We start from the raw sequence: 14121 nt of genomic DNA on the forward strand, positions 1-14121 counted from the left end.
CTGGATTGCGCAAGACCGTTCCCCCGAGCCCGTCGCAAACTATCCTCGCGTCCAGAGCATGACTCGTGGACGATGCGCGGCCCTAGCTGATCGCCCCTGGCGCGCCGCGTACCAGAAAGACGACGGGCGCTAAGCCCTGACCTATACGCAACAGTCCGCAGGCGTAGCACAACTGCCGTCAAAATTGTAAGGCGCAGTTGACGATATAAAATGCCAAACGTAAGATACATCTAACTTTCGTTGGTACTAGACGTACCAAAAAGTTTGGCCCCGACCTGGATTGCAGCCAGGAAGGGGCCATGCGAGCAACCGGCGACACAGTCGCCACCAAAAACCTAAGGCACAGGAGTCACGCCATGCCCCAAACCAAATCGTTGCTCTCGAGCAATAGTAGCGCACCCACACATGTGATACCAACTGGAGAATGCCCGCCTGCCGCCGAGGGCTTGAACGCCATTGCCATCAAAGCGCAGTCTCTCCACGCGCTTCTTCAATTCATGGGTCTCGAACGCCAGAGCTTTCAAACCCTGAGCGATTCGCTTCAAGACGCCTACGTCCACCAAGCTAAAGATCTCGCGCGCGAAATCGCCGCTCTCGCCGAAGGGGTGTCGCAATGAACCACCTCATTCCCGTAGGCACCTGCCAGATCGGTGGACAAGCCGTCCCGACAGCCAATGCACGCGACCTGCACTCCTTCCTAGAGGTCGGCAAAGACTTCTCGACTTGGATCAAAGACCGCATCGACCAGTATGCGTTCGTTGAACATCAGGACTTCGAGGTTTTCACCGAAATCGGGGAAAACCTCCGCGGCGGCCGCCCGATCAAGGAATATGTCCTGACCCTCGACATGGCCAAGGAACTATCCATGGTCGAGCGCAACGCCAAGGGCAAGCAGGCGCGACAGTACTTCATCGAATGCGAGCGTCGGCTGCACGATCAAACCGGCCATCCTCGCGCCCCCGAAGCAGCTCCCCGGCTGGTCGGCGAGCTGGCCATCATGGAGTGCTTCACCCGCCTCTTGCGCCCGGCCCCGTCGTCGCAAGTAGCGATGCTGCAGTACATCGGCAAACGCCACGCCCTGGACACGTCGTTCTTGCCCGCTTACGTCGTGGACGCTGCGGGCGATGGTCCAGCAGGTAGTTCGATGCCGACGTCATCGTTGACCTCCTTGCTTAAGGAGCACGGCATCACGACAAACGTGGCCGCGTACAACGCCCTGCTCCGTGACGCTGGCATGATTGAAGAGCGCACACGCGCTAGCCGCTCAACGCCTACCAAGACGAAGCACTTCTGGGCGGTTACTGAGAAAGGCCTCGCGTACGGCAAGAACCTGACCAACCCGGCATCGCCGCGCGAGACGCAGCCGCATTGGTACGTTGACCGGTTCGCTGAGCTGCATCGCATCGTGACCGGCCGGTTGTTAGGTAAGGGAGGTGCAGCATGAGCAAGCGCACCAACTCGATTCTCAGCATCACACCCGTCCTGTACCGTGAGTACGCGGAAATCGCCAAGGCCCACGGCCTCGCGTTGAGATTGTTCGACCAGCCCGCACAGGTGATCGGGCTTAGGTCCGGACTGGACGCGTGCGTTATTGACGCCACCTCGGACGCAGTCGTTGGATCGCTCACTGAAGTTGCATCTTTGCTGCTTGCCACAACGATAGACACCAGCCACATCCGCAGTACCGGCAAGACCCGTTTCGAATGTGATGTGTCGCAGCTTACCGACGCTGAGATGTATCGCTTTTGGCTGTTTCACGAAATCGGGCATAGCGCGGACAACTACTGCTCACTCTCTTTCCGGTTCAGCCCAGCGGCTGACGATACCGAATTCTGCCGCGAAACGTTGCGCCGGATATGGCAAGCGAACGAGATACTTGCTGACCGTTGGGCATGGGCCCAGGTATGCGACCGCCCAATGCCCAAAACCGAATGCGGGCAACGGGGCGAAGAGGCCATCGAAGCCGAACTTGCATTCCTCGATGGTGTGACAGGCGGGCGCAGGAACTACACGAAAGGGCAGAAGCCCCACATTGAGCCAGGCCGGTATCGGACTGTCCCGCTACGGATGCTCGGCCGGCAGGACGCTCATATGTGGGTCGGGCCTGACATCAATCCCAGCGTGAAGCAGCGAGCAATCGACTACGAAGCAAGGGCCCTGGAACGTCCCGCAAACCAGTTGCCTGAGAGGCTGCTTATCAACGGCACCACTGGCCGCCCCGCGTTTAGGGCCGGTTCCTGCACCCATGAATTGCGGGAGGCAGCATGAGCAACATTCCCGCCCCCCAAGATCTAGCTTCGATGGCGTGGGAAATCAAGGCCCTGCTCGACGCGCTGGACGAGCTTATGCCACTCGACAAGGCTGACGGCGTGGCCCTCCATGCTCTGGCGCAGATAGGTAGCGCCCGCGCCCGCGAGCTTGCCAACCATCTGTCCATCGTGACGGAGGTGCGCCATGCATAAGCCCCGCAACCCGACCGAACAGCTCGCCGCTGCGGTGCGTGGCCGCGCGCTTTACGTACGCCTGTACGACAAGGCCACGGCCGAGCTGTCCCAGGCGAAGGGCGAGGCGGCAGCCATGCGCGAGCGCTGCGCAACCCTGGCCAGCGCGCTCGAGATCACCACCAGCATCCTCGAGGCCTCGGCCGATCCTCACCTAAAGGCCAGCGCCAACGCGGCGCGCAACCTATTGAACACTGCGGGGCGCGCCCCCGTCACGGAGGAGACGAAGTGATCACGATCATCGAACTCCTCAACCAAAGGCGCCGCGCACTTCTGATTCAAGAGCTCGAGCGTCAGTGGCCAGGCTGCGGCGCTCACACGAAGCGCAATCAACTCACCAAGCAGGACGACGTCATGTGGAGTCTGCTACTACCCAAGCACGTGGACGCAGAGATACGCGTCTACGTGCGAGGATGGAATGCAGCCATGGACGATGCGCGACGGGTTATCGCGGGAGCCAGCCCACTGGAGGGCGGCGACATCCCTGTCGCTCCGTCTCAAGCGGCCTACGGTCACACGGCCAATCGCCCACTTGGCCGAAGGGATCCAGCTGCAGCGCGCCGGGCCCGCTCCTATTTGGAAGCACTGTTCGAAGACGAAGGAGGTAGAGATGCGTGAGCATGGCGAATCTCTTCTGCCTCTGAGCGCGGTTAAAAGCCGGGTGGGGATGGGCAAGACCAAGATCTACGAGCAGATCAAGGTTGGCGAATTCCCGGCGTGCATCAAGAACGGGCGCACATCTGTGTGGCTTGAATCGGAGATCGACGAGTGGGTCTCGCAGACCATCACGCGAACAAGAGGCTCAACGTAGGGCACTCACGCTCTGTGCCAACAAAAAGGCCACTACGAAGGTGGCTTTGTTTTTTTAGGAGGCTAGTAGGCTGGCTGGACCCAGAGGGCCTGTACCAGCACTACCGTCACCCAGATGATGATCCTAACCATGAGGGCTCCAACATCCGGTCTTGATTGACCGAGTAGTAGATAGACATGGTCATTTGGAGCTACTCGAGTAGGGGCAAAAAAATGCCCGCTCTAGGCGGGCTGATGGGGAGGATGGGTGCGCATACTCTTCCAATAACGCAGAACACTGCGCAGCGGAAGGAGTGGAATGCAAGGAGGGCGAGTCGCGTTGACCGCCCGGCAATTCACAAGGACTCCACCATGGAACTGATCAAGGCTTCAATTCACACGATGCTGACCGCGTACGGCACTGAGATTGAGTACGCACGGCTGACCTATCGAACCGGGACCGGCATCCTCGGGCAATCTCTGCTGCTTGGTAGGCTTCGACCCGAGACGCTGCGCCTAGCGCGGGCCGGCTACGAAGCTCCGGGTTGAGGACGCGAGCAGCAACAAAAGCCACCCGGAGGTGGCATTCTGTTAGGATCTATTTTGGATGATTGATTGTCCCCAGTAGATCAGTGTAGAATCCTGGATATCTGAACAGCCCCAGGCTGCACCCAGGGCGAAGGAACGCCAATGAACATCGTTTATAGTCAATTGATCGAACGGGAGCGCAGCCGAATAGAGGCCCTGCGCAGGCGTATTGCTCACCATGAGCAACGCATCCGAACCATTGAAGAACTCGCTGCTGAAGACGACGAAAATGACTCGCCGCCCGATCAGTCCGCTGCGTCGCCCGGTTCTGCGACCATGATTTCGCCGCCGGATGATCGAGAGCAGCAAGGAGGCAATGCTCCGGTCGACTTGCAGGCATCCCCCCGGTTGCCGTCAAGAATTTCCACTGCTTCCTTGAAAATACTGGCCTTTATCGGGCAGGAGGAAGGAGGAAAGACCCTTGATGAAGTGGTCTCCTATTCCGAAGAGCAAGGGCTCCGGCAGACTCGGAAGGACATCAGCTCGTTTGCCAACATTTACCGGAACAAGTTTGGATTGTTGGATTCACCCGCACTTGGATTGTACCGTCTGACTGAACGCGGCATCGACTTCGTGCGCGAACGGTACAAACCTTCCGAGCAAGAGATCCCGGCGGAGGCCCAGACTGCTGCAACCGACAACAACGACCTGGCTTAAGGTCTAAACAACAAACTAAAGGAGGGCGTTTATGCTCAGTTGGTACAAATAAGCGAAAAGCCCTTAGGGGGTTGGATCCCTAAGAGCTTCTCTTGGTGTCGGCGGCGCGCCGAGTACCCATGTCTTTAGCCAGACGGGGTTAGTCTACCTTTACCGAAAGGTAAGGGCAAGTGCCGCCGGCGTTTTCAACCTGCTTAGGAGAACGCCATGCGCATTTGCATGTATCCTAAAGCGGTTCGTGTTCGTCCGTATGTTCGCTACCGATTTGATCGGTGGGAACATGTCTGCGAACATTGCCGCTCGCACCCCGGACAAGGTAACTTGTTCGATTAAGTAGTCTGAAGCCCTGGGGCCTGCGCCCTAGGGCTTTTTCTTGGATCTTAGTTCCGCACCCACTGCCCGCCTCATCATCCCGCAACCTGGTGCCAGCCCAGACGACCTGTCCTAGCACCCGTGCAGGATGACCGCTCCCAGCAGTAGCGATGATCCGGCTAGACCCTGCCCCCATTTGAGCGTGTCGCCCCGGCAGTCTTCACGGCTATCTTGAGACGCGAACAGAGCATAGTGTAGAAGTGAAATCTGCTCGAACTGCACCCCTGCCGACCGGTTGCCCCATAAGTTGCCCCACAGCGTCGAAAATGACAAAGGCCGTTAGTGAACACTATCACTAACGGCCTTGATTTTATTGGTCGGGGCGGTGGGATTCGAACTCACGACCCTCTGCTCCCAAAGCAGATGCGCTACCAGGCTGCGCTACGCCCCGAAGGGTGGCAACTATACCAGATACTGGCCGGCCGTCCCCGCCCTACGCCCCATTTGGTCCGGCGCGCCGGACCGGTCTAGCCCTGATTGACACCTATATATTTCAAGCCTAAATTAAATACGGCCTTCCGACGGTGTGGGGAATTGCCGCCAGGGGCTAGCCGCGACGCCTATCGCCCTGAGTCTGCGCGCCGGAGCGTCTTGCAGTCCGCCAGCGGGCGCCGCTGGCGCAACCCAATAAACACTCATCGGGAAACTCATGGCAAACGCCTCCGCTCCATCCGCCTGGGCCACGCCAGCGCGGACCACCCATACCGTGCTCTTTGTCTGCTGGCTGGCCATCCTGTTCGAAGGCTACGACGTCGGCGTGATGGGCGCCGTGCTGCCCGCGCTAGCCGAAGACAAGAACTGGGCCCTCAGCCCGATACAGCTGGGCGTGCTGGGCAGCTACGCGCTGGCCGGCATGTTCGTGGGCTCGTTCGCCGTGGGCACGCTGAGCGACCTGCTGGGCCGCCGGCGCATGCTGCTGGCCTGCGTCACCCTCTTCTCGCTGACGATGATCGGCGCAGCCTGGGCGCCCACGCCCGGCTGGTTCGGCGCGTTCCGCTTCATCGGCGGCCTGGGGCTGGGCGGCGTGATTCCCGCCGCGGCGGCACTGACCATCGAATATTCGCCGCCGGCCAGGCGCGGCTTCAACTATGGCGTGATGTATTCGGGATATTCGCTTGGGATCCTGTGCGCCGCCGCCGTGGCCATGGCCCTGCTCAGCCACTGGGGCTGGCGCGCGGTCATCGCGGTGGGCGCCCTGCCCCTGGTGCTCGTGCCGCTGCTGGCGCGGCTGCTGCCCGAATCGCTGGAATACCTGCTCGCCAAGGGCGACGAGGCCGGCGCGCGGGCGCAGGCGCAACGCCTGGGCATTCCGTCGCTGGACGCTTTCCGGCCGCGCGAGGTGGCCGGCGCCAAGTCCACCTGGCGCGACGTGATGGCGGCGGTGTTCGCCCCGCGCCACCTGCGTGCCACCTTGTGCTTCTGGGGCGCCCTGTTCCTGGGCATGATGCTGGTATACGGCCTGAACACCTGGCTGCCGCAGATCATGCGCAAGAACGGCTACGACCTGGGATCCAGCATTTCCTTCCTGCTGGTGTTCAGCCTGGCCTCGGCCATCGGCGGCCTGGTGCTGGGCCGGTTCGCCGACAGGACCGAACCGCGCAGGATCGTAGCGCTGTTCTACCTGGCCGGCGCCGCCGGCATCTATTGCCTGACCTACAACAACCCGCTGGCGGTGAACTATCTGTGGGTGGCGCTGGCCGGCATCGGCAGCATTTCCTCGTCGCTGATCCTGACCGGCTACCTGGCGGGCTATTATCCGGCCCATGCGCGCGGCGCCGCCACCGGCTGGGCGCTTTCCTTCGCCCGCATCGGCGCGATGAGCGGCCCCATCGTGGGCGGATACCTGGCCGGGCTGCAATTGCCGCTGGCCTGGAACTTCATCGTTTTCTCGTGCGCGGCCATGCTGGCGGCGGTGCTGGTCCTGCTGATTCCCGCCCGTTATGACGCCAGCGGCAAGGAAGCGTCTGCAACTGGTTCCAGGCAGGCCTTGCAGCGGCCATAGGCATCGGAATCTGAGGAAACCCGCTGCCGTGGTGGCGCAAATGCCCGCTTTGCGCCACCCTCGACGCCGCCGGCAAAAGGCCTAGCTCGGCATCGGCTCGACGGCGCAGCGCTTTTTCAATTCGCCTTTAAGCACTTTCCCCGTAGCGTTCTTGGGCAGGCTGTCCATGAATACATAGCGCTTCGGTCGCTTGAAGCGCGCCATGCAGGCCAGGCAAAGCGCGTTCAGTTCGTCGGCGCCGACCGGCTCCAATGCGACCACGACCGCCACCACCGACTCCCCCCATTCGGGGTCCGGCGCGCCAATGACGGATACTTCCCGCACTCGCGGATGGCGCAGCAACACCTCCTCCACTTCCCGCGGATATATGTTCGTGCCGCCGCTGATGATCACGTCTTTGGATCTGTCCTTCAAATGCAACAGCCCGCGATCGTCGATCAGGCCGACATCGCCAGTCTGCAACGCGCCCCCCGCCAGCGCCTGCGCGCTGGCCTCGTCATTGCGCCAATAGCCTTGCATGACGGTGGGGCTGCGGACGGTGACCTCGCCCACCTCTCCTGGCGGCAAGGGCCGCCCCTGCTCATCCACGATGTCGATATCCACTGAAGTCTGCGCATAGCCTACCGAAGCCAGCAGATCGTCGTCGCGCAGCGCGACGGCCTGACCGATGACGTGCGCCGGCAACGCGGAAATCGTCATCGGCGTCTCGCCCTGGCCATACATCTGGGCAATGCGGGGGCCGAAGCACCGCACGGCGGCCTTGATGTCCTCCACATAGAACGGAGCGCCACCCGCGAAAATGCATCGCAATCCCGGCAATGCCGGATCCGCGTTGCCGGCGTGCTGCAGCATGCGTGTGATCATGGTTGGCGCGGCGAAAAAACTGGCTCGCTCGTAATGGCCAAGCAAGGAAAAAAGTTCGGACTCGTCAAACCCGCCGCTATCCGGAACAAGCTGCAGGCCGCCGCGCATCCAGTAGGGCACGCCGTACAGACCGCTGCCGTGGGACATGGGCGCGGCATGGATCAACACGTCGGTTTCGTCGATGGCCAGCATGTCGCATTGGAAGTTCATCGCCATCGCGACCAGGTTGGCATGACTGAGCTTGACGCCTTTGGGCTTGCCCGTCGTGCCGCTGGTATAGAACAGCCACGCCAGTTCATGCCCGCCGTCGATGACCGTAGCGTCCGGCGCCGGCGTGCCCACGCCTGCGGACAGCCATTGCTGCGACCCGACATCGACAATCTGCAGGTCCCGGCCGCGAGCGCTTGCCTGGCGCAGTTCGTCCGCCCCGTCGCCCTGCACCAGGCAAAGCCTGGCCTGCGAGTCCTCCAGGACATAGGCGGTCTCCGTGGGGTGCAGCTTGCAATTGATCGGCACCGCGCACAGCCTCGCATGCCAGATCGCAAGCATTGCTTCGGCATACTCAACCGAGTTCTTCATTGCCAGCGCTACGCGGTCGCCTGGCCGCAGGCCAAGCCCGGCCTGCAGCCAATGCGCCAGGGCCCGCACGCGCCTGTCGAGTTCCAGGTAGGTAAGCGCTGGCGCCTTGCCCTGCGCCAGCGCGGGGCGCGCGCCGAACATCCGGACGCTGCGCTGAAAAAGCCGACTTAGATGCATAACTGTCTCTTTATTCCGATCACTTGGTAACGGTCGCCAGTTCTCCGGCGGGCGTATGGCCCGGCTCGCTGCGCCGGGCCATCACCGTCACGAACGCGTAGATGATGACGCCGTACAAAGTCACCATGGCTGCCAGCACGCACATGCTGGCAGCATAATTGCCGAAGTAGTCCTTGGTCCAACCGGTCAGGTAGGGGCCCACAAAACCCCCAAGATTGCCCACGGAGTTGACCAGGGCAATGCCGGCCGCGGCTGCGGCTCCGGTCAGGAACATGGAAGGCAATGGCCAGAACAGGATATTGGAAGACAATATGCCGGCGGCGCTTACGCATATTCCCACCATGGCCAGCACCGGCGAGGCGGCCAGGCCGGCCGTCACCAGGCCGATCGCCCCCAGGCAGGCGGGCACCAGCACGTGCAGGCGCCGCTCGCCGGTGCGATCCGAGTGCCGCGCGTTGAAAACCATCGCAATGCCCGCGCACAAATAGGGAACCGCAGTGAGCAGGCCCGCCTGCGTGTTGCTCAGGCCGCCGAACCCCTTGATGATCTGGGGCATCCACAGTGTGATGCCGAAGAGAGCAGTGATATTGCAGAAAATCGCAAAGCACAGCAGCAGCACCTTGCCGTTCATCAGGGCTTCCCATACGCCATAGCGCCGCACGCATTCCTTGGCGCGCCGTTCCTGCTCAAGCGTGCGCACCAGCCAATCCCGTTGCTCGGGTTTCAGCCACGTCGCGTTCCCAGGGCCATTGGAGAGCAGGAAAAAGGCGAAAACGCCCACGACGACGGCCATGCCTCCTTCCACCAGGAACATCCATTGCCAGCCCGCCAGGCCGACGAAACCATCCATGGCCACGAGAATGCCAGTCGACATGGGCGCGCCGATCAGCACTGCGATGGGCAGGCCAAGAATGAAGATTGCGGTCGCCCCTCCCAGCGTCCTGGCGGGAAACCAGGTGCTCAGATACAGCACGATGCCTGGAAAGAAGCCGGCTTCCGCCACGCCCAACAGGAACCGCATGACGTAGAACGAATACTCGCCTTGCACGAAGGCAAAGCCCGCCGATATGAGGCCCCAGCTCACCATGATCCGAGCTATCCAGATACGTGCGCCGACCCGGTTCAGGATCAGGTTGCTGGGAACTTCGAAAATGAAATACCCGATGGAAAAGATGCCGGCGCCCAGTCCGTAGACCGTTGCGCTGAAGCCCAGGTCGCCGTTCATGTGCAATGCGGCAAAACCCACGTTCACCCGATCCAGAAAGGCGACGATGTAGCAAAGCACCAAAAAGGGCAGAATGCGCCATAGCAGCCGGCGCACGGTTTCATCGGCAACGCGCTGCGTGCCTTGTGTCGTGGCATTCATGTATTGTCTCCGTACTTGTTATGTTCTTTGTTTGATTTCGATAGGGAACTATGGGCGCTTCCGGGCGATGGCATTAGTCCTTGTAGGAAGGATCCAGGCGGTCGAGCTTGCGCAGCATGGCGGGCCATTCGCGGTCTCCGGATGATTTCAGGTCATTGATCCATTGCGCCGCCGTCAACGCGGCGAGGGCCTCATCAGGAACCCGCAGCGAGCGGTTCGAAGCCATGGCCTGCAGCTGTGTCCGCGCAGCCTTTTCGAGATAGAACATTTCGACGAAGGCGTGCCCCACGCTTCTGCCAACCGTCAAGGTCCCATGATTGCGCAGCACCAGCGCCGCATGGCTGCCCAGGTCGGCCACCAGGCGCTCGCGCTCGCCAAGGGTCAGGGCGATACCCTCGTAATCGTGATAGCCGATACGTCCGAAGAAACGCATCGCGTGCTGGGTCAGCGGCAGCAACCCCTCTTCCAGGACGGACAGCGCCATGCCCGCCTCGGTATGCAGATGCATGACGCAACCTGCGTCGGCGCGCGCCTCGTGAATCCCCCCGTGTATCACGAAGCCGGCGGCATTCGGACGGTAGGGCGAGTCGCCCACCACGCGGCCCTCCAGATCGATTTTCACCAGATTCGACGCCGTAATCTCCTCGAACCCGAGGCCCAGAGGGTTAACCAGGAAATGATGTTCAGGCCCCGGCACCCGCGCCGATAGATGGGTGTAGATAAGGTCGTCCCAGCCCCAGAGCGCGCACAGGCGATACGCCGCGGCCAGATCCGTCCGGATGGCCTGCTCCGGCGCGCTGAGCCCCGAGTCGTCGCCAATCCGCTCCATCGGCAACTCGAACGAGGAAAAAGTTGTGTCAGACTTCAGCATTCCAGGCTTCCTTTGTGAGGATCGCAGCGGTCTTCCATGCCGCGCTTATTTATAAACTAAACGTTTAGTTTAGTATTTAATAAGGACTTTTGAATGTCAAGCACTTCCGTTCCCGTCGCCCCCCCGGCCCCCGCCCAGCGCGGGCGCAAGCGTAGCGTGCAGGCTGAAACCGCCGTGCTGGACGCGGCCTATCAAGTACTGCTCAAGGACGGTTTGCAGGCGACGACGGTGGATGCGATTGCGGCGCAGGCCGGCGTCAGCAAGGCGACGATTTACAAGTGGTGGCCGAACCGGGCCGCGGTCATCATGAGCGCGTTTCTGCGGGAAGCCGGCAAAGCCCTGCCCTATCCCGACGAAGTGCGCCTGGACAGCGTCTTCGCGCGCCTGCTTCAAATGGCCGAAGAATTCCACGGTCCGATCGGAACCATGATCAGCGCGCTGATCGCCGAAGGCCAGGCCGATCCGGAAATCGCCCAGGCCTTCCGCGACGGCTACATTTCCGCCCGCCGGCGGCAAGGCGTGGAAATCGTCAAGGCCGCGATCGCGAAAGGCCTGATCCGGGATGCGGACCCGGAGGTCGTGCTGGATGTGTTGTATGCGCCGCTCTATTACCGGCTGCTGGTCGGACACCAACCGCTAAGCGCGGAATTCGTGCGCCAGCATGTGGACCTCGTCATGAACGGCCTGTCGACGACGCCAGGCGCCAAGCCTGCGCGCGCGCGCAAAAAAGCTTGACACTCCGCCGGCCCTCCTGATTTACTGAACTAATAGTTCAGAAATAAAACACCACCCGATCACGGGTGGACATCGACGGAGGACGGAGTGCCGCAACCTATTTCGCAACGCCGTAGAGGCATACTTGCCGACAGGCGCGCTGCCGGCGCCGCCGTGCTGGTCACTGGCGCTGGAGGAGGCATAGGCCAGGCCGTCGCGCACCGGCTGCGGCAGGACGGATGGCAGGTCATCGCAACCGATCGCAGCGACGCCTCGCTGGAAAACCTGCGGCGACACGGCGATCCCATGCTGCGATGCGTGGCCATGGATGTGAGCGATAGGTCCAGCATCGACCTCATGGCGGACAGTTTGCGCAAGGACGCAGCGGGAATCGCGGGCCTGGCGAATGTGGCGGGCGGGCTCCCGGACGTCAAGCCATTCCTCGATATGACCGACGCCGAACAGCGCCGGATCTGGGACGTCAACTACTTCGGCGCGCAGCAATGCATCCAGGCCTTCGCGCCGCTCATGATCGACGCCGGGGCAGGATCGATCGTAAACGTGACATCCATCAATGAGCTGCGCTCGTTGCCGCTGCACGCCTATGCGCCGTCCAAGGTCGCCCTGGGCGCCCTGACGCAACTGACCGCAGGAGAGTTTGGCCCCAAGGGTGTGCGGGTCAACGCTGTCGCGCCAGGCTTCACCCTGACGCCGATCTTTCGCGACAAACTGGACTCGGGCAAGCGCAGCGCCTCGGCCATCGAAGCGCACACCGCGATGGGCCGGCTGGTTGAAGTGGAAGAAATTGCATCCGTCATCAGCTTTCTGATGAGCGATGATTCCAGCGCGGTCACGGGCGCCAGCATCCCTGTCGATGCCGGCTGGCTGGCCACCTCCCATTGGATGAACTTCAGGGAGCTGGGCCAGCGCTGACGATACGGGCGGCCTTCCGGATCAGCCGAAACGGCCCGTGATGTAGTCTTCCGTTTCCTTGCGCGACGGCTTCACGAAGATCTGGTCGGTCTGGCCGAATTCCATCAGTTCGCCCAGATACATGTAGGCGGTGAAGTCCGAGCAGCGGGCCGCCTGCTGCATGTTGTGCGTCACGATGACGACGGTGTAGTCGTTCTTCAGTTCGGCGATCAGCTCTTCGATCTTGGCGGTGGAAATCGGGTCCAGCGCCGAACACGGCTCGTCCAGCAGCAGCACCTCGGGCTTGATGGCCACGCCGCGCGCAATGCACAGGCGCTGTTGTTGACCACCCGACAGGCTGTTGCCGTTCTGGTGCAGCTTGTCCTTCACTTCGTTCCACAGAGCCGCCTTGCTCAGCGCCCATTCGACGCGCTCGTCCATTTCGCCCTTGGACAGGCGCTCGAACAGGCGCACGCCGAAGGCGATGTTGTCGTAGATGCTCATGGGGAACGGCGTGGGCTTCTGGAACACCATGCCGACCTTGGCGCGGATCAGCGAGATGTCGGTCTTGGCGGTGAGCAGGTTTTCGCCGTCCAGGATGATCTCTCCCTCGGCACGCTGGCCGGGGTAGAGCTCGAACATGCGGTTGAAGGTGCGCAGCAGCGTGGACTTGCCGCAGCCCGACGGGCCGATGAAGGCCGTGACCTTCTTCTCCTGGATCGACATGTTCACATTGCGGATCGCATGGAACTTGCCGTAGTAGAAGTTCAAGTTCTTGACCTCGATCTTGTTCTTGACGGCGGTAGCGGTGTTTTCCATTTGGTTTCCCTTGGCTCCGGCGCGCCTGGCGCGCCGGCAAAGCGATCTTTATTTGCGGAACATGTTGCGGGCGATGATGTTGATGCCCAGCACCAGCAGCGTAATCAGCGTGGCCCCGGCCCAGGCCAGGTTGTTCCAGTCCTTGAAGGGGCTGGCGGCGTATTGGTAGATCACGACCGGCAGGTTGGCCATCGGCGCGTTCATGTTGAAGGACATGAACTGGTTGGACAGCGCGGTGAACAGCAGCGGCGCGGTCTCGCCCGAGATCCGGGCGATGGCCAGCAGCACGCCGGTGATGATGCCGGTCTTGGCGGCGCGATAGCACACCAGGGTGATCATGCGCCACTTGGGGCAACCCAGGGCGGCAGCCGCTTCGCGCAGGCTGTTGGGCACCAGCAGCAGCATGTTGTCGGTCGTGCGGACCACCACCGGGATCACCAGGATGGACAGCGCAATCGCGCCCGCCCAGCCCGAGTAGTGCCCCACCTGCGCCACGTACACGGCGTAGATGAAGAGGCCGATGATGATGGACGGCGCCGACAGCAGCACGTCGTTCAGGAAACGCGTCGCCGGGGCCAGCCAGCCGCGCTGGCCATACTCGGCCAGGTACGTGCCGGCGAGGATGCCGACGGGCGTGCCGATCAGCGTGCCTACGCCGGCCATGACCACGCTGCCGAAGATGGCGTTGATCAGGCCGCCGGCCTGTCCGGGCGGCGGGGTGATCTCGGTGAACAGGGTCAGCGACAGGGCAGGCGCGCCCTTGGTCAACAGGGTCAGAATGATCCAGAACAGCCAGAACAGCCCGAACGTCAGCGTGCCCAGCGAAACGGTCAGCATGATGCGGTTGACCACGCGGCGCCGGCGGTAGATGCCGTTCTGCATGTTGAGTACGGATACAGCCATGATCTTT

16 protein-coding genes and 1 tRNA gene are annotated in these 14121 nt (G+C 61.9%); 11 read left to right on the forward strand and 6 right to left on the reverse strand.

The genetic code is table 11. From position 1 onward, the window contains the following. Positions 1 to 356 precede the first annotated feature (356 nt). The 8 genes from JL37_RS30430 to JL37_RS11190 all read left to right on the forward strand — a co-directional run bounded on the left by JL37_RS30430 (position 357) and on the right by JL37_RS11190 (position 4535). Positions 357 to 617, forward strand: coding sequence for a hypothetical protein (locus JL37_RS30430; RefSeq protein WP_129528813.1), 261 nt, complete (start codon positions 357 to 359; stop codon positions 615 to 617). Next, on the forward strand, positions 614 to 1444 hold the full coding sequence (locus JL37_RS29705; protein ID WP_052097091.1) for an antA/AntB antirepressor family protein: 831 nt from the start codon (positions 614 to 616) through the stop codon (positions 1442 to 1444). The genes JL37_RS30430 and JL37_RS29705 overlap by 4 nt, the downstream gene beginning before the upstream one ends. After that, positions 1441 to 2268, forward strand: coding sequence for a hypothetical protein (locus tag JL37_RS11165; protein ID WP_043544067.1), 828 nt, complete (start codon positions 1441 to 1443; stop codon positions 2266 to 2268). The genes JL37_RS29705 and JL37_RS11165 overlap by 4 nt, the downstream gene beginning before the upstream one ends. Beyond that, positions 2265 to 2462: a hypothetical protein gene (locus tag JL37_RS11170; protein ID WP_043544069.1), complete on the forward strand. Its 198-nt coding sequence runs from the start codon at positions 2265 to 2267 to the stop codon at positions 2460 to 2462. The genes JL37_RS11165 and JL37_RS11170 overlap by 4 nt, the downstream gene beginning before the upstream one ends. Next, entirely contained in the window at positions 2455 to 2733 is a 279-nt protein-coding gene (locus JL37_RS11175) for a hypothetical protein (RefSeq protein ID WP_043544070.1), read from the forward strand. The genes JL37_RS11170 and JL37_RS11175 overlap by 8 nt, the downstream gene beginning before the upstream one ends. Positions 2734 to 3111: 378 nt before the next feature. Further along, complete coding sequence (locus JL37_RS30435) at positions 3112 to 3312, forward strand: AlpA family transcriptional regulator (protein ID WP_043544164.1); 201 nt, start codon at positions 3112 to 3114, stop codon at positions 3310 to 3312. Positions 3313 to 3662: 350 nt separating this feature from the next. Beyond that, entirely contained in the window at positions 3663 to 3839 is a 177-nt protein-coding gene (locus JL37_RS30440; protein WP_156124281.1) for a hypothetical protein, read from the forward strand. 141 nt (positions 3840 to 3980) lie between these two features. Further along, positions 3981 to 4535, forward strand: coding sequence for a hypothetical protein (locus JL37_RS11190; protein ID WP_043544072.1), 555 nt, complete (start codon positions 3981 to 3983; stop codon positions 4533 to 4535). A gap of 686 nt (positions 4536 to 5221) precedes the next feature. Here the strand turns inward: JL37_RS11190 and JL37_RS11195 are convergent. Further along, a tRNA-Pro gene (locus tag JL37_RS11195) sits at positions 5222 to 5298 on the reverse strand. A 258-nt stretch (positions 5299 to 5556) separates the two neighbouring features. On the opposite strand from JL37_RS11195, the gene JL37_RS11200 reads away from it, so the two are divergent. Beyond that, the gene (locus JL37_RS11200) at positions 5557 to 6909 is read left to right on the forward strand and encodes an aromatic acid/H+ symport family MFS transporter (RefSeq protein ID WP_043544074.1); all 1353 of its coding nucleotides are present in this window, start codon (positions 5557 to 5559) and stop codon (positions 6907 to 6909) included. An 81-nt stretch (positions 6910 to 6990) separates the two neighbouring features. Here the strand turns inward: JL37_RS11200 and JL37_RS11205 are convergent, their stop codons facing one another. The 3 genes from JL37_RS11205 to JL37_RS11215 all read right to left on the reverse strand — a co-directional run bounded on the left by JL37_RS11205 (position 6991) and on the right by JL37_RS11215 (position 10766). Next, positions 6991 to 8529, reverse strand: coding sequence for an AMP-binding protein (locus JL37_RS11205; protein ID WP_043544076.1), 1539 nt, complete (start codon positions 8527 to 8529; stop codon positions 6991 to 6993). Between the two features lie 19 nt (positions 8530 to 8548). Further along, the gene (locus tag JL37_RS11210; RefSeq protein WP_043544077.1) at positions 8549 to 9895 is read right to left on the reverse strand and encodes an MFS transporter; all 1347 of its coding nucleotides are present in this window, start codon (positions 9893 to 9895) and stop codon (positions 8549 to 8551) included. A gap of 73 nt (positions 9896 to 9968) precedes the next feature. Further along, positions 9969 to 10766, reverse strand: a complete 798-nt coding sequence (locus tag JL37_RS11215; protein ID WP_369798541.1) for a class II aldolase/adducin family protein — start codon at positions 10764 to 10766, stop codon at positions 9969 to 9971. A gap of 174 nt (positions 10767 to 10940) precedes the next feature. On the opposite strand from JL37_RS11215, the gene JL37_RS11220 reads away from it, so the two are divergent. Then, positions 10941 to 11501, forward strand: a complete 561-nt coding sequence (locus tag JL37_RS11220) for a TetR/AcrR family transcriptional regulator (protein ID WP_052097101.1) — start codon at positions 10941 to 10943, stop codon at positions 11499 to 11501. Positions 11502 to 11654: 153 nt separating this feature from the next. Then, the gene (locus tag JL37_RS11225) at positions 11655 to 12413 is read left to right on the forward strand and encodes an SDR family NAD(P)-dependent oxidoreductase (protein WP_052097103.1); all 759 of its coding nucleotides are present in this window, start codon (positions 11655 to 11657) and stop codon (positions 12411 to 12413) included. A gap of 21 nt (positions 12414 to 12434) precedes the next feature. Here the strand turns inward: JL37_RS11225 and pstB are convergent, their stop codons facing one another. Beyond that, the gene (gene pstB / locus JL37_RS11230) at positions 12435 to 13211 is read right to left on the reverse strand and encodes a phosphate ABC transporter ATP-binding protein PstB (RefSeq protein ID WP_043544079.1); all 777 of its coding nucleotides are present in this window, start codon (positions 13209 to 13211) and stop codon (positions 12435 to 12437) included. A 48-nt stretch (positions 13212 to 13259) separates the two neighbouring features. Next, positions 13260 to 14114 carry a phosphate ABC transporter permease PstA gene (gene pstA, locus JL37_RS11235; protein WP_043544081.1) on the reverse strand — a complete coding sequence of 285 codons (855 nt, stop codon included), beginning with the start codon at positions 14112 to 14114 and terminating at the stop codon, positions 13260 to 13262. Positions 14115 to 14121: the final 7 nt, after the last annotated feature.

It is taken from the genome of Achromobacter sp. RTa (assembly GCF_000757485.1).
GTDB lineage: Bacteria > Pseudomonadota > Gammaproteobacteria > Burkholderiales > Burkholderiaceae_B > Achromobacter.

What these genes read in the sequence shown, in the direction of transcription:
- JL37_RS30430 (WP_129528813.1), top strand. Translation starts at nt 357, where the DNA reads ATGCCCCAAACCAAATCGTTGCTCTCGAGCAATAGTAGCGCACCCACA.
- JL37_RS29705 (WP_052097091.1), top strand. Translation starts at nt 614, where the DNA reads ATGAACCACCTCATTCCCGTAGGCACCTGCCAGATCGGTGGACAAGCC.
- JL37_RS11165 (WP_043544067.1), top strand. Translation starts at nt 1,441, where the DNA reads ATGAGCAAGCGCACCAACTCGATTCTCAGCATCACACCCGTCCTGTAC.
- JL37_RS11170 (WP_043544069.1), top strand. Translation starts at nt 2,265, where the DNA reads ATGAGCAACATTCCCGCCCCCCAAGATCTAGCTTCGATGGCGTGGGAA.
- JL37_RS11175 (WP_043544070.1), top strand. Translation starts at nt 2,455, where the DNA reads ATGCATAAGCCCCGCAACCCGACCGAACAGCTCGCCGCTGCGGTGCGT.
- JL37_RS30435 (WP_043544164.1), top strand. Translation starts at nt 3,112, where the DNA reads ATGCGTGAGCATGGCGAATCTCTTCTGCCTCTGAGCGCGGTTAAAAGC.
- JL37_RS30440 (WP_156124281.1), top strand. Translation starts at nt 3,663, where the DNA reads ATGGAACTGATCAAGGCTTCAATTCACACGATGCTGACCGCGTACGGC.
- JL37_RS11190 (WP_043544072.1), top strand. Translation starts at nt 3,981, where the DNA reads ATGAACATCGTTTATAGTCAATTGATCGAACGGGAGCGCAGCCGAATA.
- JL37_RS11200 (WP_043544074.1), top strand. Translation starts at nt 5,557, where the DNA reads ATGGCAAACGCCTCCGCTCCATCCGCCTGGGCCACGCCAGCGCGGACC.
- JL37_RS11205 (WP_043544076.1), bottom strand. Translation starts at nt 8,529, where the DNA reads ATGCATCTAAGTCGGCTTTTTCAGCGCAGCGTCCGGATGTTCGGCGCG.
- JL37_RS11210 (WP_043544077.1), bottom strand. Translation starts at nt 9,895, where the DNA reads ATGAATGCCACGACACAAGGCACGCAGCGCGTTGCCGATGAAACCGTG.
- JL37_RS11215 (WP_369798541.1), bottom strand. Translation starts at nt 10,766, where the DNA reads ATGCTGAAGTCTGACACAACTTTTTCCTCGTTCGAGTTGCCGATGGAG.
- pstB (WP_043544079.1), bottom strand. Translation starts at nt 13,211, where the DNA reads ATGGAAAACACCGCTACCGCCGTCAAGAACAAGATCGAGGTCAAGAAC.
- pstA (WP_043544081.1), bottom strand. Translation starts at nt 14,114, where the DNA reads ATGGCTGTATCCGTACTCAACATGCAGAACGGCATCTACCGCCGGCGC.